This window comes from Corynebacterium sp. UMB9976 (assembly GCF_030212265.1).
Taxonomy (GTDB): Bacteria; Actinomycetota; Actinomycetes; order Mycobacteriales; family Mycobacteriaceae; genus Corynebacterium.
Map to the genome: position 1 here is coordinate 50,041 of NZ_JASODY010000008.1, position 22,243 is coordinate 72,283.

20 protein-coding genes are annotated in these 22,243 nt (G+C 65.1%); 9 read left to right on the forward strand and 11 right to left on the reverse strand.

The features are described from left to right. Positions 1 to 52: 52 nt before the first annotated feature. From QP140_RS05485 to QP140_RS05510, 6 genes are all read right to left on the reverse strand, one after another. The gene (locus tag QP140_RS05485) at positions 53 to 862 is read right to left on the reverse strand and encodes an ABC transporter ATP-binding protein (protein ID WP_070491591.1); all 810 of its coding nucleotides are present in this window, start codon (positions 860 to 862) and stop codon (positions 53 to 55) included. After that, complete coding sequence (locus QP140_RS05490) at positions 859 to 1,902, reverse strand: FecCD family ABC transporter permease (protein WP_284758622.1); 1,044 nt, start codon at positions 1,900 to 1,902, stop codon at positions 859 to 861. The genes QP140_RS05485 and QP140_RS05490 overlap by 4 nt, the downstream gene beginning before the upstream one ends. A gap of 5 nt (positions 1,903 to 1,907) precedes the next feature. Beyond that, positions 1,908 to 2,885, reverse strand: a complete 978-nt coding sequence (locus QP140_RS05495) for a FecCD family ABC transporter permease (protein WP_198020645.1) — start codon at positions 2,883 to 2,885, stop codon at positions 1,908 to 1,910. A gap of 135 nt (positions 2,886 to 3,020) precedes the next feature. Further along, positions 3,021 to 3,974, reverse strand: a complete 954-nt coding sequence (locus QP140_RS05500; protein ID WP_284758600.1) for an iron-siderophore ABC transporter substrate-binding protein — start codon at positions 3,972 to 3,974, stop codon at positions 3,021 to 3,023. Between the two features lie 373 nt (positions 3,975 to 4,347). Continuing rightward, entirely contained in the window at positions 4,348 to 4,707 is a 360-nt protein-coding gene (locus QP140_RS05505; protein WP_012360792.1) for an FKBP-type peptidyl-prolyl cis-trans isomerase, read from the reverse strand. Between the two features lie 165 nt (positions 4,708 to 4,872). Beyond that, positions 4,873 to 6,156: a citrate synthase gene (locus QP140_RS05510; RefSeq protein ID WP_284758601.1), complete on the reverse strand. Its 1,284-nt coding sequence runs from the start codon at positions 6,154 to 6,156 to the stop codon at positions 4,873 to 4,875. A 381-nt stretch (positions 6,157 to 6,537) separates the two neighbouring features. Here QP140_RS05510 and serC point away from each other — a divergent pair, with 381 nt between their 5' ends. From serC to QP140_RS05525, 3 genes are all read left to right on the forward strand, one after another. Continuing rightward, a complete protein-coding gene (serC, locus tag QP140_RS05515) occupies positions 6,538 to 7,677 on the forward strand; it encodes a phosphoserine transaminase (protein ID WP_284758602.1) in 1,140 nt (379 codons plus the stop codon). A 192-nt stretch (positions 7,678 to 7,869) separates the two neighbouring features. Beyond that, positions 7,870 to 9,072 carry a septation protein SepH gene (gene sepH, locus QP140_RS05520; RefSeq protein ID WP_284758603.1) on the forward strand — a complete coding sequence of 401 codons (1,203 nt, stop codon included), beginning with the start codon at positions 7,870 to 7,872 and terminating at the stop codon, positions 9,070 to 9,072. Positions 9,073 to 9,097: 25 nt separating this feature from the next. After that, positions 9,098 to 10,069, forward strand: coding sequence for a DUF6928 family protein (locus QP140_RS05525; RefSeq protein WP_148812776.1), 972 nt, complete (start codon positions 9,098 to 9,100; stop codon positions 10,067 to 10,069). A 38-nt stretch (positions 10,070 to 10,107) separates the two neighbouring features. Here QP140_RS05525 and QP140_RS05530 read toward each other — a convergent pair whose 3' ends face one another. From QP140_RS05530 to QP140_RS05540, 3 genes are all read right to left on the reverse strand, one after another. Then, entirely contained in the window at positions 10,108 to 10,968 is an 861-nt protein-coding gene (locus QP140_RS05530; protein ID WP_284758604.1) for a TrmH family RNA methyltransferase, read from the reverse strand. Beyond that, positions 10,968 to 12,452 (reverse strand): NCS2 family permease, encoded by a 1,485-nt coding sequence (locus QP140_RS05535; protein ID WP_284758605.1) that lies wholly within the window; start codon positions 12,450 to 12,452, stop codon positions 10,968 to 10,970. Before QP140_RS05535 ends, QP140_RS05530 begins: the two co-directional genes overlap by 1 nt. A gap of 209 nt (positions 12,453 to 12,661) precedes the next feature. Next, positions 12,662 to 13,405, reverse strand: a complete 744-nt coding sequence (locus tag QP140_RS05540; protein WP_284758606.1) for a DUF3027 domain-containing protein — start codon at positions 13,403 to 13,405, stop codon at positions 12,662 to 12,664. A gap of 58 nt (positions 13,406 to 13,463) precedes the next feature. Here QP140_RS05540 and QP140_RS05545 point away from each other — a divergent pair, with 58 nt between their 5' ends. Further along, on the forward strand, positions 13,464 to 14,336 hold the full coding sequence (locus QP140_RS05545) for a glutaminyl-peptide cyclotransferase (RefSeq protein WP_284758623.1): 873 nt from the start codon (positions 13,464 to 13,466) through the stop codon (positions 14,334 to 14,336). Positions 14,337 to 14,452: 116 nt separating this feature from the next. Further along, on the forward strand, positions 14,453 to 15,103 hold the full coding sequence (locus tag QP140_RS05550) for a DUF2771 domain-containing protein (RefSeq protein ID WP_012360801.1): 651 nt from the start codon (positions 14,453 to 14,455) through the stop codon (positions 15,101 to 15,103). Between the two features lie 67 nt (positions 15,104 to 15,170). Here QP140_RS05550 and QP140_RS05555 read toward each other — a convergent pair whose 3' ends face one another. Beyond that, entirely contained in the window at positions 15,171 to 15,554 is a 384-nt protein-coding gene (locus QP140_RS05555; protein WP_015381883.1) for a cold-shock protein, read from the reverse strand. Positions 15,555 to 16,105: 551 nt separating this feature from the next. On the opposite strand from QP140_RS05555, the gene QP140_RS05560 reads away from it, so the two are divergent. After that, on the forward strand, positions 16,106 to 16,750 hold the full coding sequence (locus QP140_RS05560; protein ID WP_284758607.1) for a resuscitation-promoting factor Rpf1 domain-containing protein: 645 nt from the start codon (positions 16,106 to 16,108) through the stop codon (positions 16,748 to 16,750). Positions 16,751 to 16,936: 186 nt separating this feature from the next. Here the strand turns inward: QP140_RS05560 and QP140_RS05565 are convergent, their stop codons facing one another. Further along, on the reverse strand, positions 16,937 to 17,128 hold the full coding sequence (locus QP140_RS05565) for a hypothetical protein (protein ID WP_012360804.1): 192 nt from the start codon (positions 17,126 to 17,128) through the stop codon (positions 16,937 to 16,939). A gap of 138 nt (positions 17,129 to 17,266) precedes the next feature. Here QP140_RS05565 and QP140_RS05570 point away from each other — a divergent pair, with 138 nt between their 5' ends. From QP140_RS05570 to QP140_RS05580, 3 genes are all read left to right on the forward strand, one after another. Next, positions 17,267 to 19,732 carry a helicase-associated domain-containing protein gene (locus QP140_RS05570; RefSeq protein WP_284758608.1) on the forward strand — a complete coding sequence of 822 codons (2,466 nt, stop codon included), beginning with the start codon at positions 17,267 to 17,269 and terminating at the stop codon, positions 19,730 to 19,732. A gap of 124 nt (positions 19,733 to 19,856) precedes the next feature. Further along, positions 19,857 to 21,524 (forward strand): DNA repair helicase XPB, encoded by a 1,668-nt coding sequence (locus tag QP140_RS05575; RefSeq protein WP_284758609.1) that lies wholly within the window; start codon positions 19,857 to 19,859, stop codon positions 21,522 to 21,524. 21 nt (positions 21,525 to 21,545) lie between these two features. Continuing rightward, the gene (locus tag QP140_RS05580) at positions 21,546 to 22,217 is read left to right on the forward strand and encodes a DUF3239 domain-containing protein (protein WP_148812793.1); all 672 of its coding nucleotides are present in this window, start codon (positions 21,546 to 21,548) and stop codon (positions 22,215 to 22,217) included. Positions 22,218 to 22,243: the final 26 nt, after the last annotated feature.

Genomic DNA, 22,243 nt, shown 5'->3' on the forward strand with positions numbered 1-22,243 from the left:
GTCAGATGACGCCAACCCCGAGCACCTAGCCACCGCCCTCTGCGGTGTGGCGCTAGGAGGCCTGGGTGGGGTTGTCGACGACTCCTCGTGGCACGATGATCGGCGCTGTGCCACGGGGGTCCTCCCACACCTCAGCGCGCAGGCCATAAGCCTCGTGGAGCACATCCTCCGTTAGCGCTTCCCGCGGTGCGCCCTGCGCGATCTTTTTCCCACCCTTCATCACGATCATGGTGTCGCTGAAGGCACCAGCCAGGCTGAGGTCATGCAGCACCGTCACGACTGTCTTGCCCTCCCGAGCGAGCTCGCGCACGATCCCCAGGATCTCCATCGCATGCGCTGGGTCTAGGTAAGTTGTCGGCTCATCCAGCAACACGACTGGCGTATCCTGCGCCAGCACCATCGCCATCCAGACGCGCTGCCTCTGGCCACCAGAGAGCGCCGCCACATCACGAGCGGCAAGGTGGTCAGTCGCTGTTTTCTCCAACGCCTCCCGCACCTTCTTCCGGTCCTCGGAGGGCGATTCGCTCCCACCCCACAGCGCGCGCCGGTAGGGGTGCCTCCCACGCTCCACCAGCTCCCCTACCGTCAGCCCCGGCGGGCAGATCGGATGTTGCGGCAAGAGCGCGATGAGACGAGCTGCCTCGCGGGCGCCCAAGCCGTGGACGTCCTTATCCGCGACGAGCACCCGCCCCTGGCTGGGAACGAGAAGCCTGGACAGGGCCTTGAGCAGGGTGGACTTGCCACAGCCATTGGGGCCAAGCAGCGTCGTGACCTGCCCCGGCTGCGCTTCAAAAGAGACATCCTTAACGATGCTCCGGTCCTCGCTGTAGCCGACCGTCACGTGCTCGACTCGCATACTCATTGGATCATTCCTTTCACAGTTCCGCGACGCGCGGCCGACCACACCAACCAAATCAGCGCAGGTCCGCCGATAATCGCGGTCACCAACCCCACAGGAGCAGTAAAGGGCAACGCACCTGCCACCACCGCGCACACGGCCATGAGCGCGGATCCCGCAACAGCCGAACACAACGGATGAGGCGTAGGGGTACCGGCCACCAACTTGGCCAACTGAGGAGCCAGCAACGCGATAAAACCGATGGGCCCAACAAAGGAAACCACGACCGCAACGATGCCGGTCGCTGCGATAAGCAAGATCGAGCGCACCCGGGTGACATTCACGCCAAGGGTGGAAGCGGTGGCGTCGTCATGAGCAAAAAGTGGAAGATCGACCGTGACGACGAGGCCCAAGACCACGAAAGGCAGCATGCCCAACACCATGGGCAACAACGCTTCGGTGCGTACGAAGCCGGTGGAACCAGCGAGCCACGTTTGAGCATCGGCAGCACGGGTCAGCTCTGCTTTGAGCAAAAGATACTGCACCAAGGCCTGCGTAAGAAAAGAAAGCGCCAGGCCAATGAGCACCACGCGCTGAGAGGTGCCAAAGCCACCGAGCAGCATAAGCAACGCGACAATCACCAGGGAGCCGATGAGGGCGAGTCCCGCACGCCACCAAAACGTCGGGATACCCTCGCTCCATGCCGGTCGGGCAAGCACTGTGCCCGCAACGACAAGCACTGCTGCGCCCCCGGAAACGCCGAGGATATCGGGGCTGGCTAGCGGATTGCGGGCCATGGCTTGAGTCCATGATCCGGCGAGCCCCAGGGCCGCGCCAACCACGACGGTGGCGATGGCCACGGGAAGGCGCAGATCCCACACAACGTTGATCGCCTGGCGCGTACCGCCACCGGTGAGAACATCAAGCACCTCAGCCGGGCTGAGCTTCACAGCCCCCTGCCCAAGAATGAGGAAATAACCCAGCACCGTGGCGGCGGCGAAGCCTAATGTCGCCAGGAAGATACGCCTGGTGCGAGCGCGCTTGACTGCGTGCAATGCCGTCATCCCGCTCACACTGCCACCTCCGCGTCTTTCGAGCCCGAAATGCCTCGCCGACGACGAACCGCCGCGACCATAATGGGCGCACAGCCGATAGCCAGAACAATCGACATCTCGAGTTCATTCGGCTGCAGCACGAAACGACCAACAATGTCTGCCAACAACGTGGCAGCGCCGCCAACCACCGCGGTGGGCACCAGCAAGCGCGTAAGCCCAGGGCCGGTGACAGGCCGCAGCAAATGCGGTACGGCAAAGCCCACAAAAGTAACAAGCCCCACGGTGGCGGTCGCCGAACCGGCAAGAATAACCACCGCAGCGGCGGCGAGCAGACGTGCTCGGGCGGGCGAGCCACCCAGGGAACGAGCCGCATCCTCACCCATGGCCAGAAGGTCCAGTGGCCGTGCCGCTAACGCCGCGCACAGTGCCCCGAGGGCTAGGCCGACAGCAGCCATCAGCACGTCATCCATACCGCGCCCTGCGGTGGAGCCGACGGTCCAGCGGCGCAGTCCCTCCAGGGTGTCGGAGGAATAGAGGCTCAGCATATTCGTGGCTGCTTGCAGGGTGAAGGTGACGCCGACGCCTACCAGCACCAGCGTCAATGGGTCGCGGGAGACCCGGGAGATAAGCAGGACGACCAGCGCGGCAATGGCCGCACCGATAAGCCCTGCCACTGCCCGGTGCCCGACCGTCGTCGCCCACCCCACGGTGAGTGAGACGGCGACCGCGAATCCCGCGCCGGCGTTGACACCGATGATGCCGGGGTCCGCCAAGGGGTTGCGTGTCCAGCTCTGCGCGATCGCTCCCGCCATGGCGAGGGCTGCGCCCGCGAACACAGCCAAGAGAGTGCGGGGCACGCGCAGGTCCCAAACAATCCCTGCCTGCTCTGCGCCAGCGGTGGAATGTGGCGCGTGGTGCGGTCCGTGCAGGAGGATGCTGGTCACCTCCCCCATCGACAGGCTGCGGGCCCCTAGGTACAAGGAGGCGATCATCAAAAGCACCAGAAAAGCCAGTGCGCCAAGCGTAACCGCGACAACGGACAGGGGACGCCTAGCCCCCGCACCGCCACGTAGGCGTTGTGCGGGAGAGGCGAGCGGTGAGAGCGCTTTGATCACAGAACTTTGCAGCTAGACCGCGTCGGAGAACTTCTCGACGGCCCACGGGATGGTCAGGGGGTTGGGCATGCTCATCGCGTTACCGACGTTGTCCTCCATCCAGTACACCTTGCCCTCGCGAACCACCTCGAGCTTGCTGAAGGTTGGATCCTTCTTCAGAGTTTCTGCTGCCCCCTGGTAATCGAGCACAAAGAGGTAATCCACGTTGTTGAGCTCGTTGTAGTTCTCGGGAGCGATGTCGCGGTAGAACTCACCGCCATTGCCCTCAAGCTCCTTCGGAATGTCGAAGCCCAAGTTCTCGATGAACTGCCCTCGACCATCGCCGGAGGTGTACAGGCCAATCTTGCCCTCGTAGGGCATGACGATAGCTGCGCGCTTGCCCTTGAGCTCGGGGTGCTGCTTTCGGAAGTCCTCGAAAGCCTTCTGCGTCTCCTCGACGAGCTTGTCCCCTTCCTCCTTCTTATCCACAGCCCTCGCGATCTGGGCTACCTGGTCTCGCCACGGGATCTGCCAGTCCGTTGTCCCCTCTGGCTTGACGGTGGTTGGGGCAATGTCGTTGAGAGCCTTCTTCGCCTGCTCATCCACGGCGCTGTTCACAGCGATGATCTTGTCGGGATCGGCAGCCGAAATCTTTTCCAGAACTTCAGCAGTGAAGCCGTTACCGGTGCCGTAGACAGTTTCTGGCTTCTCCGTCCCAAGCTTGTCGGTTGCCCATGGGCCAACGCCCGAGGCATCCACATCGCCCTCCGCACCCCACGGCGCTACCAGGACAGGCTGGATTCCGAGAGCGAGCAGTGTATCGGCGTCCCCGAGCCCAACTGCCGCGATCCGCTCATTGCCTGCCCCTTCCCCTCCTGAGGCCTGCTCCTCCCCTCGCGCGCAACCGGTGAGAACGAGGGCGGATACAGCCAGAGCTGCTGTGGTCTTGATAGCCGCGCGGCGGCTCAGAGTCTTCTTCAGGAACATGTCGGGCCTTAAAGTGTGAGAGTTTTGGGTGCTTCGACTGCAGCGGGACATCGCGGTGCAAGCGACCCAAAATATCCGGAAAGAATACTCCGGCAGGTCACGGGCACAGCATGACGCGCAACAATTTCAAAATAATACCAAGGGTAGCCTAACCATACAAACCCTCGGCTTACTCGCTGGTAGCGATGCCCAAAACTAGGACCCACCCCAAGTACCACCAACAAACCCCACCGTGTTCCACACACAGCACAACCCCCGCGCGGTTCCTCAGAAACCCGGCGGGGGTTGTGTGCGTTCCAGCTAGCTTGCGTCACCCAGAAGGACGACGCCTGCTAGTTACTTCGCATCGATCAAATCGATCACGCTGTGCTAGCTACTTCGCATCGATGAGATCGATGACGAAGACCAACGTGCGGCCCGCGAGGGGGTGCGGGGTACCGGCTGGGCCATAAGCCAGCGCCGGCGGGATCGTCAGCTTCCGGCGGCCACCCGTCTTCATGCCCGGGATGCCCTCCTGCCAACCAGCGATCAGGCCCGAGAGCGGGAACTGAATCGACTCACCGCGATCCCAGGAGGAATCGAACTCCTGGCCGGTCTCGAAGTCCACGCCCACGTAGTGCACCTCAACCATGCCGCCAGGCACAGCCTCAGCACCGTCGCCAACCACCAGGTCCTCGATCACGAGCTCCTCAGGCGCCGGACCAGATCCAGCGTCAATCTGCGGCTTCGACATTCTTTGCCACTCTCCTCACGCCAGCCTTCACAGGCCGGCAAGTTTCCTTCTCAAAGAACAGCCCCGCCCCTGCCCTATGCAGGAGGCGGGGTGTCACAGCACCGACTGTACGTAGCCGGTAATGCCCACGCGAACCACGTTCTCACGCAGCTCGGCTAGCAACAATTAGCGGTCGAGCTTGCGCTCGCTCTGGCCGGTGTAGATCTGACGCGGGCGGTTGATGCGCGCGGTCGGGTCGTTGACCTGCTCCAGGTAGTGAGCGATCCAGCCCGGCAGACGGCCGATGGCGAACAGAACCGTGAAGAAGTCGGTCGGGAAGCCCATCGCGCGGTAGATCAGGCCGGTGTAGAAGTCGACGTTCGGGTACAGCTTGCGCTCGATGAAGTAGTCATCGTTCAGCGCGATGTCCTCGAGCTTCATAGCCAGGTCCAGGAGGTGGTCGCCGCCCAGGTGATCCAGGATCTGGTGAGCGGACTCCTTCACGATTGCCGCGCGCGGGTCGTAGTTCTTGTAGACGCGGTGGCCGAAGCCCATCAGCTTCACGCCGTCTTCCTTGTTCTTGACCTTGGTCATGAACTCGTCGGCGTTGTCGCCGTTCGCGTGGATGTCCTCGAGCATCTCCAGAACGGCCTGGTTAGCGCCACCGTGCAGCGGGCCGGAGAGTGCGTTGATGCCACCGGCGACGGAAGCGAACATGTTGGCGTCGGAGGAGCCAACCATGCGAACCGTGGAGGTGGAGCAGTTCTGCTCGTGGTCAGCGTGCAGGATCAGCAGCTTGTCGAGCGCGTCGACGACGACCGGGTCGACCTCGTAAGGCTCGGTCGGGTAGCCGAACATGCTGCGCAGGAAGTTCTCGCGAGCATTCAGGGAGTTGTCCGGGTACATGTACGGCTTACCCTGGGATGCGCGGTAAGCGTAGGCAGCCAGCATCGGAACCTTCGCCATGAGGCGGTAGGTGTTCAGCTGCTGCTTCTCCGGGTCACGCGGGTCCAGGTCATCCTGGTAGTAGGTGGACAGAATGTTCACGGAGGAAGCCAGCACGCTCATCGGGTGAGCATCGCGCGGGAAGACGCGGAATGCGGCCTTGAAGTCCTCGTCCAGGAGGGTGTGGCGGCGGATACGCTCGGAGAACTCCTTGAGCTCATCCTGGGTCGGCAGCTCGCCGTTGATCAGCAGGTAGGAGACCTCGTTGAAGGTGGCCTTGTTAGCCAGGTCAGCGATGTCGTAACCGCGGTAACGCAGAATGCCGTTTGCGCCGTCGATGTAGGTGATCTCGGACTTGGTGGAGCCCGTGTTCACGTAGCCAGGGTCCAGGGTGGTCAGACCGGTTTCGGCCAGCATCTTGCCAAGCGCGACGCCGTCGTTACCCTCGGTCGCCTTGACGATGTCCATCTCGTACTCTCCACCTGGGTAGTGGAGAACGGCCTTGTCCTGATTATCGGTAGCCAATTGCCATCCCTTTCTAAAAGTTCACGTGCGATATCTCCACACGCGGAGTACGTCCGTAGCTAACAGTGTATAGCGCTTGTGGCTCGTCTCGCGGCGTACACCTTGAAACTTTGCGTACTGCACCCGCATCAGCGGGCACCGAGCCGCCAGGCGACTCTAGTGAAGCTCCCTGCCGCTGCCGTTCCACAGCGCCGTGGGATACCCCAGTATCCTACGTCATATGTGAGCTACGCGACATTCTTGGGGTGCGTCGCCACTACCCCCAGCGGGTGGCAACCCCCGGAAGGCCGCCCGCTAAAATGAGAACTGAACCACAAAAGCCCACCACCTCACGCGGCCACGCAGTGAGGCCAGTTAGGACAGCAAGGAAGGTCCGCATCTATGGCAACCCCAAATAACGAACTGCCAACTCTGCCCCAGGAACTCATCCCCGGCGACGGTCGCTTCGGCTGTGGCCCATCCAAGGTTCGCCCAGCTCAGCTGCAGGCCATCGCCGATAGCGCAGCCATCCTGGGCACCTCCCACCGCCAGGCTGGGGTCAAGGACGTCGTCGGCAGCGTCCGCGAGGGCCTGAGCGAACTGTTCAGCCTCCCGGAGGGCCACGAGATCGTCCTCTCCCTCGGTGGTGCAACCGCATTCTGGGACGCCGCGAGCTTCGGCCTGATCCGCAACAAGTCCGCCCACCTCACCTACGGTGAGTTCTCCGGCAAGTTCGCCACCGTCTCCAAGAAGGCACCGTGGCTCGACGCCCCGGAGATCATCGAGGCGGAGCCAGGCACCGCACCGTCCCCGTCCCAGCTGGATAACGCGGACGCCGACGTCGTCGCATGGGCCCACAACGAGACCTCCACCGGTGCGATGGTGGACGTCACCCGCCCGGCTGGCGATGCGCTCGTCCTGATCGACGCCACCTCCGGCGCTGGTGGTCTTCCGGTCGACATCGCCCAGACTGATGCCTACTACTTCTCCCCGCAGAAGTGCTTCGCCTCCGACGGTGGCCTGTGGCTCGCTGCTTTCTCCCCTGCCGCAATCGAGCGAGTCGAGGCGATCGCCGCCTCCGACCGCTACATCCCAGCCTTCCTGGACCTGAAGACCGCCGTCGATAACTCCCGCAAGAACCAGACCTACAACACCCCGGCCGTCGGCACCCTGGTGATGCTCGACAACCAGGTGCAGTGGATGAATAACAACGGCGGCCTGGACGGCATGGTCAAGCGCACCACTGAGTCCTCCAACCACCTGTACTCCTGGGCGGAGGGCCGTGACGGTGCCAACCCGTTCGTCACCCCGGCCTCCGCCCGCTCCCTGGTCGTGGGCACCATCGACTTCGACGAGTCCATCGACGCCGCGCAGATCGCCAAGATCCTGCGCGCCAATGGCATCCTGGACACCGAGCCGTACCGCAAGCTGGGCCGCAACCAGCTGCGCATCGGCATGTTCCCGGCCATCGACCCGGAGGACATCAAGAAGCTGACCGCCGCGATCGACTGGATCCTCGATAACGGCCACGCCGCGAAGTAACTGATCCAGCGGGGCTGGCCCGTCCAGCCTCTCCCCTGCGCCGGCCGCGCGCCCGAGAACCATCCGGGCCCGGCCGGCGCCGACGTACCTGCCTGGGGGTTCGCACCCAGCCAACCACGGTGACTGCGGCACGCCGGCAGGCAATCTTCGTTAAAGTTATTAAGAGTGATTTTTAGGCGTGAGGAGGCCCCAATGAGGGAACTGAAACTGGTAACGACTGACAGCGATGCTCAGTCGCTGGTTTTCGTCCCCGCCGAGGCACCGGCGGGGGCTGAGCCCGCCGAAGAGTTCTTCCTCGCGGTCACCGACGAACTGCGCGAGCTGCTGGGCACTGCTGAGAACAGCGAGTCGGGCTCCGAGCACGGCTCTGAGGAGGTCGTGGACGCTGCTGGGGTTTCGGTAGCAGGCACCGAGGCTCCGGATGCCGAAGCGAAGGATGCTTCGGAGGACGACGCCGGTTCCGGCACCTCTGGTGACGGGCTGGCCGCCGCTTTCTCCGAGCTGCGGGAAAACGAGTCCCGGGCCCGTGCCGAGCGCGAGCGTGCCCGCCAAACCGAACAGGAGTCCGCAGATGAGGAGCGCGTCCGCAAGGGCTTCGGAACCAAGGCGGGCAGCGGGCGACCGCACCGCACCCGCATCGCACTGAGCCCCCGCGTGATCCAGGACCGGGTTCGCCACGGCGCCAGCATCGCAGAACTCGCCGAGGAAGCGGATACGGACGAGTCCCGCATCGAGCCCTATGCGTGGCCCATCCTGCAGGAACGCTCCCGCATCGCGGAGCTGGCCCGCTCGGCCCGCCCAGCCACGAGCGAGGGCACATCTGAACACACGCTGTGGGAGGCGCTGGGCACCGCCTTCGCCGCGCGCGAAGAGAACGTCGCTGATACCCAGTGGGATGCTCACCAGGATCAGTCCCGGCAGTGGGTTGTGACCGTCAGCTGGGCGAAGGCCGCGGCTGGCCAGACCAACACGCACTCCGCTGAGTTCCTCTTCGAGCCCTCCGCCACCGGTGGCCACAACCTGGTCCACCCGCTGGACTCCGTGGCCCGGGACCTGGTGGATCCGCGATTCTCCCAGCCGGTACGCAGCGTGACCCCGCTGCACCCAGTGGACAACGCCGAAGGCGGTGGTGGCCACCCGGCCGCTGGCGCCCACGACCTGTTCGCCAACACCCAGGGCGGCACGACGCCCGCGCACCGCGAGGATCAGCGTGCACCGGAGCACAGCAACGCACCGGCGGGCGGCGACGCTGCCGAGTCCGGTGCCGAGCAGGGTGAAGACTTCCTTCTCCACCCGACCGAGGAGCAGGGCAAAAAGCGCCGCCGCAAGGCCGTCACCCCGCACTGGGAGGACGTCCTGCTGGGCGTGCGCACCAATCCGAAGAAGAAGCGCTAAAGCACACCGTCGATAGGGTAAAGCCATGGCCGAAGACACCGCGAACCCCAACCAGGGTGACGTCATCACCCAGCCGCACACGCTGGTCACCTTGTGGTTCGTTAACGCGGCGGATCCCCGCAGCGTGTTGGACGCCGAACCCGCCCCCGACCGTGGCTTCGCCCGCAAGTACCTCTCCCAAGTCAACCCGGCCTGGCCGCTCACGCACATCGGGGACTTCGACATGACGCGCAGCACCTCCCCCGATGTCCACGAGTTTTACATCGGTGCGTTCCCTGAGGTCTCGGTCGTGCAGACGATCATGCCGGGCCTGCTGCGCCTCTCCGAGATCCCGGAGAACTACCGCAACCTCGTCGCTGCCGCGGACGTGTACGCCACGGCCTACGTGCCCGAGGACGCCGGCGAATCCGAGGACTCCCAGACCTACGCAGGCCTGGGTGGCTTCGCCCACTGGTCCGGCGGCACTCTCAAGCGGGCGTTCAGCGCCACCCGGGAGAACATCCTGGAGGACGTGGGCCTTCCGATGCCCTTCGAGATGCCCTTCTGGGAGGGCAACGCCGAGGCCACGGGCATCCAGCTGCCGTTTATCCCCCACGAGATCGCCGCGGCCGCTGCCGAGGAGTGGCTGGGCTTCCGCACCGACGGCTCGGGCCCCAGCATCCACATCAGCGCCTTCGCGACCGACGGCCGCCCGGAGACGAAGTCACGGACCACCGACCCCTCCCGCATCGCTGGGGTGCGTTCGTCCTCCGCCGAGGACTCCGGGCTGTCCGACACCGACGACGGCGCCAGCTACGACGACTACACCCCAGGTGGCACGTCGAATACTGAGGTCAAGCCGGCAGCCGAGCTCGCGAAGGACGTCGCCGCCGCCACCGGTAGGCTCGCCGTGCGTGGCGCCAAGCAGGCCTGGGGTGGCCGTTATGGGATCAAGAACATGGGCCGCAAGCTCCGCGACGAGGCCCAGCGCCTGGCGCGCAACACCGGCAGGAACTAGCGCACGCACCGGCCCGTTCTAGGGCCCACAGCCCTCCCCTAGTAACGGCTGGCGTAGAAGCCGATTGCGGCGGCCGTCGCCACGTTCAGGGAGTCCGTCCCCGGCATCATTGGGATCTTCGCCCGCACATCAGCCGCGCGCATCGCGTGCTCGGTCAAACCCGGGCCTTCGGCACCGACCATGATCGCGATGCGCGCCCCCTCCCCCTGCTCGCGGCGCACCGCATGCACCGCGTCTGCCAAGCTCAGCTCCGTGTCCGGGGTCATCGCGATGATCTGAAAGCCCGCCTCACGGACCGCGTCCAAGCCGTTCTGCCAGTTCGTCGTCTTCCCCGAAAACCGCGCCCACGGCACGCGCAACACGTGCCCCATGCTCACGCGCACCGCGCGGCGATACAGCGGATCAGCCGTTGCCGCCCCGAAGAGCACTGCATCCACCCCCAGGCCCGCGGCGTTGCGGAACACCGCGCCAATATTCTCGTGATCTCCCACGCCCTCCAGGATGGCGATCACGCTCGGCCCTGCGGGAATCCCCGCCAGGACCTCCGGCACCGAACGCTCCGGGATGCGGTCCGCCGCGGCTACCAGGCCGCGGTGCATGTCGAAGCCCGCAACCTCCCGCAGCACGTCGCGGGAGACCTGGTAGACCACTGGTCCGCCGGCCGGCTGAGACGCCGAGCAGGTGACGTCCTGAAGAACGGAGAGCTTGCCCTCGAAACCGACCACCGACCGCACCGGGTACCCCGATGCCAACAGCCGTGGCACGACCAGCGAGCCCTCCGCGATGACCAGCCCCTTGCCTCCCGGCAGATCGGGCCGCGAATCCGAGGAATTGAGATCCCGGAAATCGTCCAACCGCGGGTCCGCCGGGTCGGTGATGGCGATCGGGGCCAGATGCACTAGCTAATCGCCCCCAGGATCGGATCCACCGCGAAGTACACGACGAACAGGGCCGCCACGACGTACAGCAGCGGGTGGACCTTCTTCGCGCGGCCCGCGATCACGGACATCACCACGTAGGTCACGAAGCCCACGCCGATGCCGTTGGCGATGGAGTAGGTAAACGGCATGACGACGATCGTCAGGAACGCCGGCAGAGCGATAGAGAAATCGCCAAAGTCGATGTCCTTGACCTGCGACATCATCATCGCACCAACGATCACCAACACGGGCGCCGCGGCCTCGATCGGGACGATCTCGTACAGCGGGGTGAGGAACATCGCGGCGAGGAACAGCAGGCCGGTAACGACATTGGCCAGGCCGGTACGGGCACCGTCGGCGATACCGGATGCAGAGTCCACGAAGACGGTGTTGGAGGAGGCAGACGCCGCGCCACCGACGACCGCACCCGCGCCCTCGACGACCAGGGCGGTCTTCAGGTTCGGCAGGCGGTCCTCGTCATCCATGAGCTTGGCCTGCTTACCCAGCGCCGTCATCGTTCCCATGGCGTCGAAGAAGTTCGCGAGCACCAGCGTGAACACCAGCAGGGACGCTGCGAGCACGCCCACGCGGGAGAAAGCACCGAGGAGGTCGACCGCACCCAGCAGGGAGAGGTCCGGCAGGCCACCCACGGAGTCCGGCAGCGTCGGCACGGACAGGGACCAGCCCTTCGGGTTCGGCTCGCCGTTCTCGAAGGACGCGCCCGACGGCGCGAGCGCCTCGATGACGACCGCAATGATGGTGTTGATGACGATGCCGATGAACAGGCCACCGCGGACCTTGCGGACCACGAGCCCGCCACAGATCAGCAGACCGAGGACGAAGACGAGGGTCGGCCAGGTAGCGATCGAGCCGTTGATACCCAGGCCGACCGGGACGGTGGTGCCAGCGGCATCCGGGACGCGGCGAACGAAGCCGGAGTCCACCAGGCCGATCATGGCGATGAACAGGCCGATACCCACGCCGATCGCGGCCTTCAGGCTGGCCGGGATCGAGTTAAAGACCGCCTCACGGAAACCGGTGATGGCCAGGAGCACGATGATGATGCCGTCGATGACCACCAGGCCCATGGCCTCCGGCCAGGTCAGACCCTCGGTCGCGACGAAAGTGACCGCGACCAGGGTGTTAATGCCCAGGCCGGCAGCGATGCCGAAGGGATACTTGGCAATCACACCGAAGGCGATCGTCATCACACCAGCAGCGAAGGCCGTCACCGCGGCGACGCGGGAGGTGCCCAGGACGTCACCGTTGACGTCCGCTCCCGTACCCAGGATCAGCGGGTTCAGGATGATGATGTAGGCCATCGCGAAGAACGTGACCACACCACCACGGATCTCGTCGGGGATGGTGGAGCCACGCTCCGTGATGTGGAAGAAGCGATCCAACCCGCTGCAGGCGGGCTGTTGCGGTGGAGCCGAATCTGATGAGGCGGCGGAGGTGGACATGGACGAGCAAAATCCCTTCGGACGCAGTGTTATTTCGCCTAAGAGATTCTCACTTCGCCCCAAGATTCTGCAACTATCGTCACGAGCGCCTCGGGGGTGGCCGGGGCTGGTGGCAGGGCTGCGGTCAGCGCCTGCCTCAAGGCATGTCCGATCGGTGAGGTAGGGATGCGGCAGCGGGCAGCATTAGCGCTGCGCTAAGCATGGCGCCTTTAGAGCCCGTCGTCGAAGGCGCCGTACTCGCGGCCACCGGTGGAGTCGAACTCCTCCTTCGTCTCCGAATGCGCGCCGCAGCCGTAAGTCGCGTGCACCACGCGCCCATCGGCGGAATATTCATTGGTACACATGCCGAACTGAGTATCGGGGTTATTGATCGGCAGGTAGAAAGCGCAGGTCTTGCAGCTCATCGCTGCCTTCTCCGCGAACTCGGAGTTCGGGCCGAAGTTGCCCTTACGCCACCGCTGCAGGGTCTCGGCCAGTCCCTTCGCGCTCAGCGCCTGTGGCGCCTTCTGGTTGCGGGGGAAGTTCTCCAGCTCAGCGCGCCGGTCCTTTTCCAGCTCGCCCCAAGACGCCAGGCGCTCGTCGTCCTCCCGAGGCGGGAGGGTATCGCCGGGGCCCAGGTCCCCCGGTCGCACGCGGTCCTCGTAGGGAACCCACTCGGGCGCGAGCTCGGCCTTCGCCCCTGCTTGGAGGGCGACCTCGTTGACGGTGATCTCCTGGCTGCCCGGCACCGCGGCGAGCACCGCGATCCATTCCCAGTCCTTATATCCGGGGGTGAGGCTCGCGAAGCGGTGAATGGCCACGTGCCCGGAGTCCTGCCCTTGGCGCGGCGGAACCTTCACCCCGAGGTGCTCGCCCACCTCCCCCTCGGCGGCTTCCGTGATTACCTCCCGGGCGACCTCCCGGGCCTCGGCGCTAAAGAGCAGCTGGTCACGCTGTTTCCTGTGCTTAGTCATCACTCCCATTATGCCCTGCACGCCACCGAGCGGGGCACAGCCCAGCGCCTGGGGCACAATGGAGGCCATGATCACTGCAGCTTTTGCCCGTTCCGCGCGCCGGACTGTCCGGCTGACGATCGGTGCGGTACTCGCCGCTGGCCTGCTGACCGGCTGCGGCTCCGCCGACGACGAGGATGCCCAAGTCACTGGGACCGCCACGATGGAGGAAGGCGCCCGCCAGCCGTCGCAGCTCAAGGCCACCGTGATCGCCGAGCACCCGTGGGATGCCACCAGCTTCACCCAGGGCGTGGAGGTCGTGGACGAAGGAAAAATCCTGGTGGGGACGGGCCGCAACGGCGAATCCCGGATCTACCACAGCACCGTCGACGGCGAGCAGTCCGATAGCCACGACCTCGACCACCGCTACTTCGGCGAAGGAGTCACCCGCCACGTCGGTAAGGACGGTCACGCCACCGTCTGGCAACTGACCTGGAAGGAAAACACCGCATTCCGGCGGGATGCCAACACCCTCGAGGAGCTTGACCAGGTCCACTACGACGGTGAGGGCTGGGGAATCTGCTCCACCGGGGAGCAACTGGTGATGAGTGACGGCTCCGGCACGCTGACCTTCCGGGATCCGGAAAGCTTCGCCGCCACAGGCAGTGTGGATGTCACGCGCGGCGGCGAGCCCACCACCATGCTCAACGAGCTGGACTGCCGGGACAACGAGGTCTGGGCCAACGTCTGGCAGAGCGACGAGATCTACCGCATCGACCCCGCCACCGGGGAGGTCACCGGGGTCGTGGACATGACGGGGCTGGTGCCCACCGCTCGGCAGGCCGGGGTCGACGTCCTCAACGGCATCGCCCACGTGCCGGGAACCGACCGCTTCTACCTGACCGGGAAGCTGTGGGACACGATGTACGAGGTCACCTTCGAGCCCGCGTAGGAGCTACGGGCCGCCACTCCCCTCCTCAAGGTATTCTCCGATCGCACGCTGCGGGGGTGCGCCCGGCAGGGGCAGCCACTGCGACTTTGCGTCGGCGCAAGTTAGCATGAGTAGCCGTGAACTCTTCTAACTCTCAACCGCGTCCCGAGGACACCGAGCAGTTCCTCAAGCGAGCCAACGCAAGCAAGCCGACCCCGGCGGAGGGCGCACCGCAGCGCTCCCGCCCCAGCGCGAAGCAGCGCCGCAAAGCAGAGCAGCGCAAGCAGCTGATCACCATGCTGAGCATTCTCGCGCTCGTCGTGGTGATCGTCGGCGCCGTACTAGCGGTGAACTGGTGGCAGAACAACCGCGAGGGAACCCTGCCGGAAAACCAGCGCGTCGTCGCCGTCGTCGGGGACGAAGAGGTAGAAATCCCACCGTATTCGGCCTGCGAGATCGACGACCCCGATTGCGAGCCAGGAAAGCCCTTCGAGCTGGACTTCAAGGGCCAGGAGGAGATCACCCTCCGCATCCCGGAGGATGTCTACGACCACGACTGGGCAATGCTCAGCATCTTCGACGACCCGGGCGCGAACGACGAGCAGTACCACAAGGCCAACGAGACGACCGAGACCACGGTGCGGCTGAAGTCGGAGAAGAAGAAGTCCGACGGATCCAACCCCGAGCTCACCGTGGTGGAAATCCACTCCCTGCTCGTCGGTCGCGACGCTGACGGCGAGGAGACCCCCGTGGCCACGGTATGGGCCATCTCCCCGGCCGGAAAATAACAGCCAGAGCAAAAGGAACGCCCCGGCATTGCCGGGGCGCAAGGGTGTTATTAGGGGCTAACGGGGGTTAGGAATCGAGCTCGCGCGCGATAGTGCGAAGAATCTCGACGATCTGGCGAGAGTCACGGCGATCCGGTCGGCGCCCCGCCTGCAGGACCGGAACAACCTCGGAGTCCAACAGGTTGATGGTGTCCTGCACCATGCCAGCCAGCTGCTCTGGCTTAAAGCGGTGCTGGGCGCGGCGGGGACCGGCGTCCAGAATGGTCAAGCTGAGCGCCTGTGGTCCGCGACGGGCAGCCACAAACTCATATTCCACGCGCTGACCTGGGACGAGTTCCGTGACCCCCTCGGGCAGAACCTGGCGGCCGACGTAGACGTCCTCCTCACCAGGGTTGGATACAAAGCCGAAGCCCTTGTCGGCGTCGAACCAACGAACTTTACCGACTGGCATGTTGCCTCACCTTTCTTCTCTTCCTTACCTTGGCGCGCTGTGCGGTCTCTCCCGCGAAGTTCCACGCGCCGTGGGGCGGGCGCCACAGGCAGCCTCCGCACGTTGGGTGTGCGGTCCCGCCCGGCGTTAAGCCTCCAGGATACCCGCTTCTGCGCGCACCCCTGGGTTACTGAAGAAGCTGAAATTAGCAGGCTGGCCCACCGAATGCACAATCCGTAATGCAGGCCACTGCGTGGGGCATCAATGCGCCGAGACCCCACCCCACCCGGTGAAACACGTCACAATCCAGGAAAAAGTTACGATTCGTTATTTTCCGTTAACCGGCAGGTCAGAGGCGTTTTATGAGGACGCATCGCAGGGCGGGCGGCGGGTTTTCTTTCCGAAGAACGTGACTATTTCGTTATAAACGGCTAGCGTGTGTTCTCAGCACAGAGCAATAGCTCACAGCGTCGCGCAGATTCGCACGGCGCACCATTGAAGTAAGAGAACACGAAACGAACGGTTTTCGGCCTGGTCACGGGACCGGCCACCGGAAGGGAAACTCAAGAAAAATGGGACGCCACTCGAAGCGCAACTCCATCTCCACCGTCGGCCGCATCGCCGTCGCAGGTGCCGCACTCTCCGCAGGCGCCGCTGCGTTCGCTCCGGCAGCCTCTGCTGCACCGGATTCCGACTGGGACCGCCTGGCTCAGTGTGAGGCCGGCGGCAACTGGCAGATCAACACTGGCAACGGCTACCACGGTGGCCTGCAGTTCTCCCCGTCCACCTGGTCCGCATACGGTGGCCAGAAGTACGCGCCGTACGCATACCAGGCAACCCGCGAGCAGCAGATCGCTGTCGCAGAGAAGGTCCTGGCTGGCCAGGGCTGGGGCGCATGGCCGGCATGCTCCGCACAGCTGGGGCTGAACTCCGCCCCGACTCCGCGCAACGTCTCCGCGAAGCCAGCCCCGAAGAAGGCCGCACCGCAGGCCGAGGCTAAGAAGGCTGTCTCCCAGCTCGCCCAGCAGAAGGACGTCCTGGCGATCGATAAGGCCTACCAGCACATCGTCGACCGCTTCGAGGCAGCCGGCCTGGCGATCCCGGCACCGGTCGAGGAGTTCTACAAGGCTCACCGCGTGACCCTCAACAACCACCTCAACGCGCACAACGCCCGCGTTGCTCAGGCCCAGCAGATCCTGAACCAGTTCGGCCTCTAAGCTCAACGCTTCAAAGCCGAACAGCAAACAGCCCCGGCCAGCGAGAAATGAACTCGCCGACCGGGGCTGCTGCTATTGCCTGTTATTGCCAACCGCTCGTGCCAGTGGCAGCTAGCACTTGATGCTGTCAGCAGGGAACGCGAAAACCGCCGTGGAGTGCTTCAACCCCACAGCGAGAATGCGCTCTTAGCGGTTGATCACCGTGTCTGGGTGCACGTACGGGAGAGTGGAGGAGTCCACCGGCCACTCGATCTCGCCATAAGGGGAAAGAGCGCCTGCCGAGAAAGCCACCAGCTCGGTGACAGCGTGCTGACCCTCTGGAATATCAGTCGGCCACGCCGGGTCTACATAGCCTTTTTTCTTTTCAACGTTCGCCATAGTTTGAGTTTCTCACATCACACCGAAAATCGCACCATAGGAGCCGAAAAACAGCTGCCATACCCACCCTTTTGGGAAAACCCCGCGCTAAGCCGTCAGCGGGCACGGGTTGGGCGAGTCCACTAGAATGGTGTGCCTATGACTGGCCCCGAATCTCCCCGTGACGACGCGTTAAACCCACCCCTGAGCTATCCCGCATGGCTGCTGGGGCAGGATTACGCATCACTAGCAGGGCTCCTGGGCCGGCTCCACAGCCGCGGGGCGATCGACCTGCTCGCCCCCACCCCACTCTCCGAGCTCGGCTCCACCGCCCGCGGGGCGTCCTATCACGCCGGCTCCGACACGCAGGCAGGCGCGGCGGGAGCGCTGGACGACACGCTGCTCGATAGCGCCAGCGTGCGCTTCCTCTCTGCCATCGAGCTGCTTGTGCTGCACTCCGGCTTCGAGCTGGACTCCACCCACGAATGGGTCAGCGCCAGCGACATCATCGCGACCGCGACAGAACTGCTGGACATCGCTGGCACACCGGCCGAGCGCCGCCCCAGCCAGGGGGATCTGCTGGCAGCCATGCGCTCCTGCGCGTCGTGGGGCCTGATCTACGGCCCCGAGTGGTCACTCTTCCCCGAGTCGGAGCAGCCTTCCGACCCCGACGCCCTGGACGCGCTCCTGCTCAAACTGCCCGGACCCCTCACGACCATGTTCCACCCCTCGGTCCGGGAACTGTGGCGGCTCGCTGACTGCAACCGCTGCCCCATCCCCACGGCGGAACTACCCGGCGCGGTGGAGGCCCTCCCCGACCGCCAGCGCCGCCTGCTCAGCACCCTCAACAACGCGGGCGGGGTGGGCCATTCCGAGTCCCTGCGGCCGGGTGCAGACCCTGACCAGCCACTACCCACGCTGGTGCGCACCGGGATCTTGGACCAGATCGACGAGAACACCGCTCGGTTAAGCGGCCGGGTCGCGCAGTACCTGCGAGGCACCCTCATCGCCGAGCCCGGCGGGGACTTCCGCCCGGCGCGCCCTATCAACCCAGCTACCGGCGATACCGGGGCCCCTGACCCGGCAGCGTCTGAGGATTCGGCGCCCGAGCCTTCGACCACTGACCCGAATAGTCAGGCCTCGGCCACGGCGGTCGCGAACGTCATCCAGACGATCCAGGACTTAACCGAACTGCTGGAGGAGCTGGGCTCCGAGCCCATTCAGCCGTTGATGTCCGGCGGCATCGGGGTCCGTGAGATGAACCGCATCGCTCGCCGCTGGGGTACCGACTCCGAGGAGGTCGCCCGCCGCCTCACGCTGGCATACGAAGCCGGCCTGGTGGATCTTGGTTTTGCGCACCCTCCCGCCGGAGACGGCCCAGTCTGGGCGCCGACCGAGCCCGCCATGGACTTCCTCGAATCCTCCTTGGCTACGCAGTGGGCGATGCTGCTGCTCGGTTGGCACGCTAGCCCCTACGCCCCCTGGCACGCTGAGGCGCTGGACGTCCGCGCCTTCCAGGAGGAGTTGCTGGACCCGAATGCGGCACACCTCCGTCAGTTGTTCCCCTTCCTTTTTAGGACGCCAACGGGTACGACGACGAGCACCGCGCAGCTGGCCGATCAGCTGTGGCGTGTGCAGCCCTTCCAGGCCTGGGGCACGACCGCGGCGGGGCTGGAGGCGATCGTCGCGGAGTCGGTGGATCTTGGGCTCACCGCGTTGGGCGAGCCCACGGCAGCGCTGTCGGCGTTGAAAATCGCCAGCGAGGCCGCTGAGGCGCGGGCCGCCCGGAGCGCAGCTGCGGCCGCCAGTGACCCAGACGAGGGCGGTTCCCCGAACAACAACGATGACGACGCTGACGTCGACGTCCCAGTTGGCCCCCACGGCACGGACGACGACCCCGTCGCCGCGCTGGCAGCGCGCCTGGACGAGCTCCTCCCCTCCCCCGTGAAATACCTCATCATTCAGGGCGATCACACCGTCATGGCGCCAGGCCTGCTGGCCCCGGCGGACGCGGCGATGCTGCGCGCCATCGCGGTTCAGGAGTCCTCCGGCATCGCGTCGGTCTGGCGGATCACGAAGGCGAGCCTGCAGTCCGCGTTCCGCGGCGGGCACCGCAGCGAGGAGATCTCGGAGTTCCTCTCGACCATGACCCCGGGCGGGCTGCCGGCGGTGCCGCAGTCCATCCGCTACCTCATCGAAGACGCCGAACGAGGCCTCCAGCTCTCGGGCAGCACCCCGGAGGACGCCACGGCTAGCGGCGACAGCTCCGTGCCGCACCGCGTGCAGGGAAGATCCCGCCGGCATACCGACTCGCAGCTACGGGAAGCCATCGCAGCCGAGATCGAAAGCTACCGCCGGGCAGCGAATATCGAGAGCAACGCCCACGAGGGCGACGAGGTCACGCTGACCGAGCCCCGCGCCGCGCTATCCGCGCTGCGTCAGGCCTATACCTCGGGCCACCAGGCGCGTTTGAGCTACGCGGAGGCGGATGGCTCCACGGTGAGCGCGTGGATCTCGGTGGTGATGGTGACCGCCACGCAGATCACCGCCGTGAGCGAGCCGGACGGTGAGACCTTCACGGTGCACCCGCACCGAGTGGTCGCAGTCTCCGTCCCATCGCGCTAGCCTGGAGTTTTGACGCTTTTGAGCCCCTGCCTCACCCGCGGGACTCAAAAGCCACGCATGCCCCGGCACGTGAAACCAGTTTTCACGCCGGGAAAACACGTCTTCCAAGGAAAGGACAACGGCTTTGCCCATCGGCGACGGCCCCTTGATCGTGCAGTCGGATAAGACCGTGCTGCTCGAGATCGACCACCCGAAGGCGCAGGAGGCACGCAACGCGCTGGCCCCGTTCGCGGAACTGGAGCGCGCCCCAGAGCACGTGCACACCTACCGCATCACCCCGCTGGCTCTGTGGAACGCCCGCGCCGCCGGCCACGACGCCGAGCAGGTCGTCCACGTACTGGAGGAGTACAGCCGCTTCCCCGTCCCCCAACCCCTGCTGATCGACATCGCGGAGACGATGGACCGCTATGGTCGGCTCACCCTGGTCAAGCACCCCGCACACGGCCTGGTGCTCGAGTCCCGGGACGCCGCCGTCCTGGCGGAGATCCAACGACACCGGAAGATCAAGCCGATGCTGGGCGAGCAGATCGACGCGGACACCGTCATCGTCCACCCCTCCGAGCGGGGCCGGCTCAAACAGGAACTGCTGAAGGTTGGCTGGCCGGCAGAGGACGAGGCCGGTTACGTGGACGGCGAGGCGCACCCGATCGACCTGTCCACGGAGCATGAGGACTGGGAGCTGCGCGACTACCAGCAGCTCGCCGCGGACAGCTTCTGGGAGGGTGGCTCCGGCGTCGTCGTCCTGCCCTGCGGTGCTGGCAAGACGATGGTCGGCGCGGCCGCGATGTCCAAGGCGAAGGCCACCACCCTGATCCTGGTGACGAACACCGTCGCGGGCAGGCAGTGGAAGGACGAGCTAGTGCGCCGCACCTCCCTGACGGAGGATGAAATCGGCGAGTACTCCGGTGAGAAGAAGGAGATCCGCCCCGTCACCATCGCCACATACCAGGTGGTCACGCGGAAGTCGAAGGGCGAATACCGGGCGCTGGAGCTGTTCGACTCCCGTGACTGGGGCTTAATCATTTACGACGAGGTTCACTTGCTGCCTGCCCCGGTGTTCCGCATGACCTCCGACCTGCAGTCTCGCCGCCGTCTGGGGCTCACCGCCACCCTGGTGCGCGAGGACGGCCGCGAAGGCGACGTATTCAGCCTGATCGGGCCGAAGCGCTATGACGCCCCATGGAAGGACATCGAGGCCCAGGGCTGGATCGCGCCGGCGGACTGTACTGAGGTGCGCGTGCAGCTCAGCGAATCCGAGCGGATGGTGTATGCGACCGCCGAGCAGGCCGATAAGTACCGGCTAGCGGCCACCACCCCGGCGAAGAACCGCGTTGTCAAGAAGCTGCTCGCTATGCACCCGGAGGAGCCTGCGCTGATCATCGGCGCCTACGTGGACCAGCTGGAGGAGATCGCCGAGGAGCTGGATGTGCCCGTCATTGACGGCAAGACCAGCACCACGAAGCGGGAGAAGCTCTACCAGCAGTTCCGGGACGGGGAGATCACGACGCTGGCGGTCTCCAAGGTCGCGAACTTCTCGATCGATCTGCCGGGGGCGAGCGTGGCGATCCAGATCTCGGGCACATTCGGGTCCCGGCAAGAGGAAGCGCAGCGCTTGGGTCGCATCCTGCGGCCGAAGCCGGATGGTGGTGGCGCCTTTTTCTATACCGTTGTCACCCGGGATACGCTCGATGCTGACTACGCAGCCCACCGCATGCGTTTCCTCGCTGAGCAGGGCTATGGCTACGGCATCATGGATGCGGCGGACCTGCCGGATCCGGTGGAAAATAATTAATAAGGAAGGCACATTTCAGCAATGACTGAGTTTCATGTCCCCGTCGAGGAGGACTACGCGCGGAAGCACAATGAGTTCTTCCGGGATGCCAAGCGCCTGCAGATTTCCGCCGCGATCCTGGGCGCACTGATGTTCGTGATCATCGCCATCCTGGTGGCCGTCAATGGCTGGCAGGGGCGCACGATCGGTTTCACGATCTCGCTGGGCATCTTCGGCGCCCTGTGCTGGATCATCATCCCCGCACTTCCGAAAGCGATGGGCAGCCCGCAGCAGTATTACGACATGTACCAGCTGGCTCCGGCGATCATCGCGAAGGTCAACCCGCGCGACATGGTGCTGCTCTCCCTGGTGGACGCCAGCACGAAGGCGAAGGCCAACCCGAACCCGAACCTGATCGAGCCGGCGCTGGCTGCGCGCACCGTGACCTCCATCCCTGGCGTGCCGCGCGAGGTGGGGGCTCGGGTTCCGTCGATGGCAGTGACGGGCGCTCAGCGTTCCCGCAGTTCGGAGCTGTTCCAGGAGGTACTGCCGATGCCGGTGGCCTGGGGCACCAGCGACGAGAAGGTGTGGAAGGACGCCGAGCGGGCGATCCCGTCGAATCAGTGGCGCCGCCTGGAGGGTCTGGTTGACCGCTGGGAGGAAGTCCAGAAGGATCGCCACAGCCTCGTGGTTTTGCGCGACGAACGCAAATAGGCTATAAACACCCTCAACAACGGGAT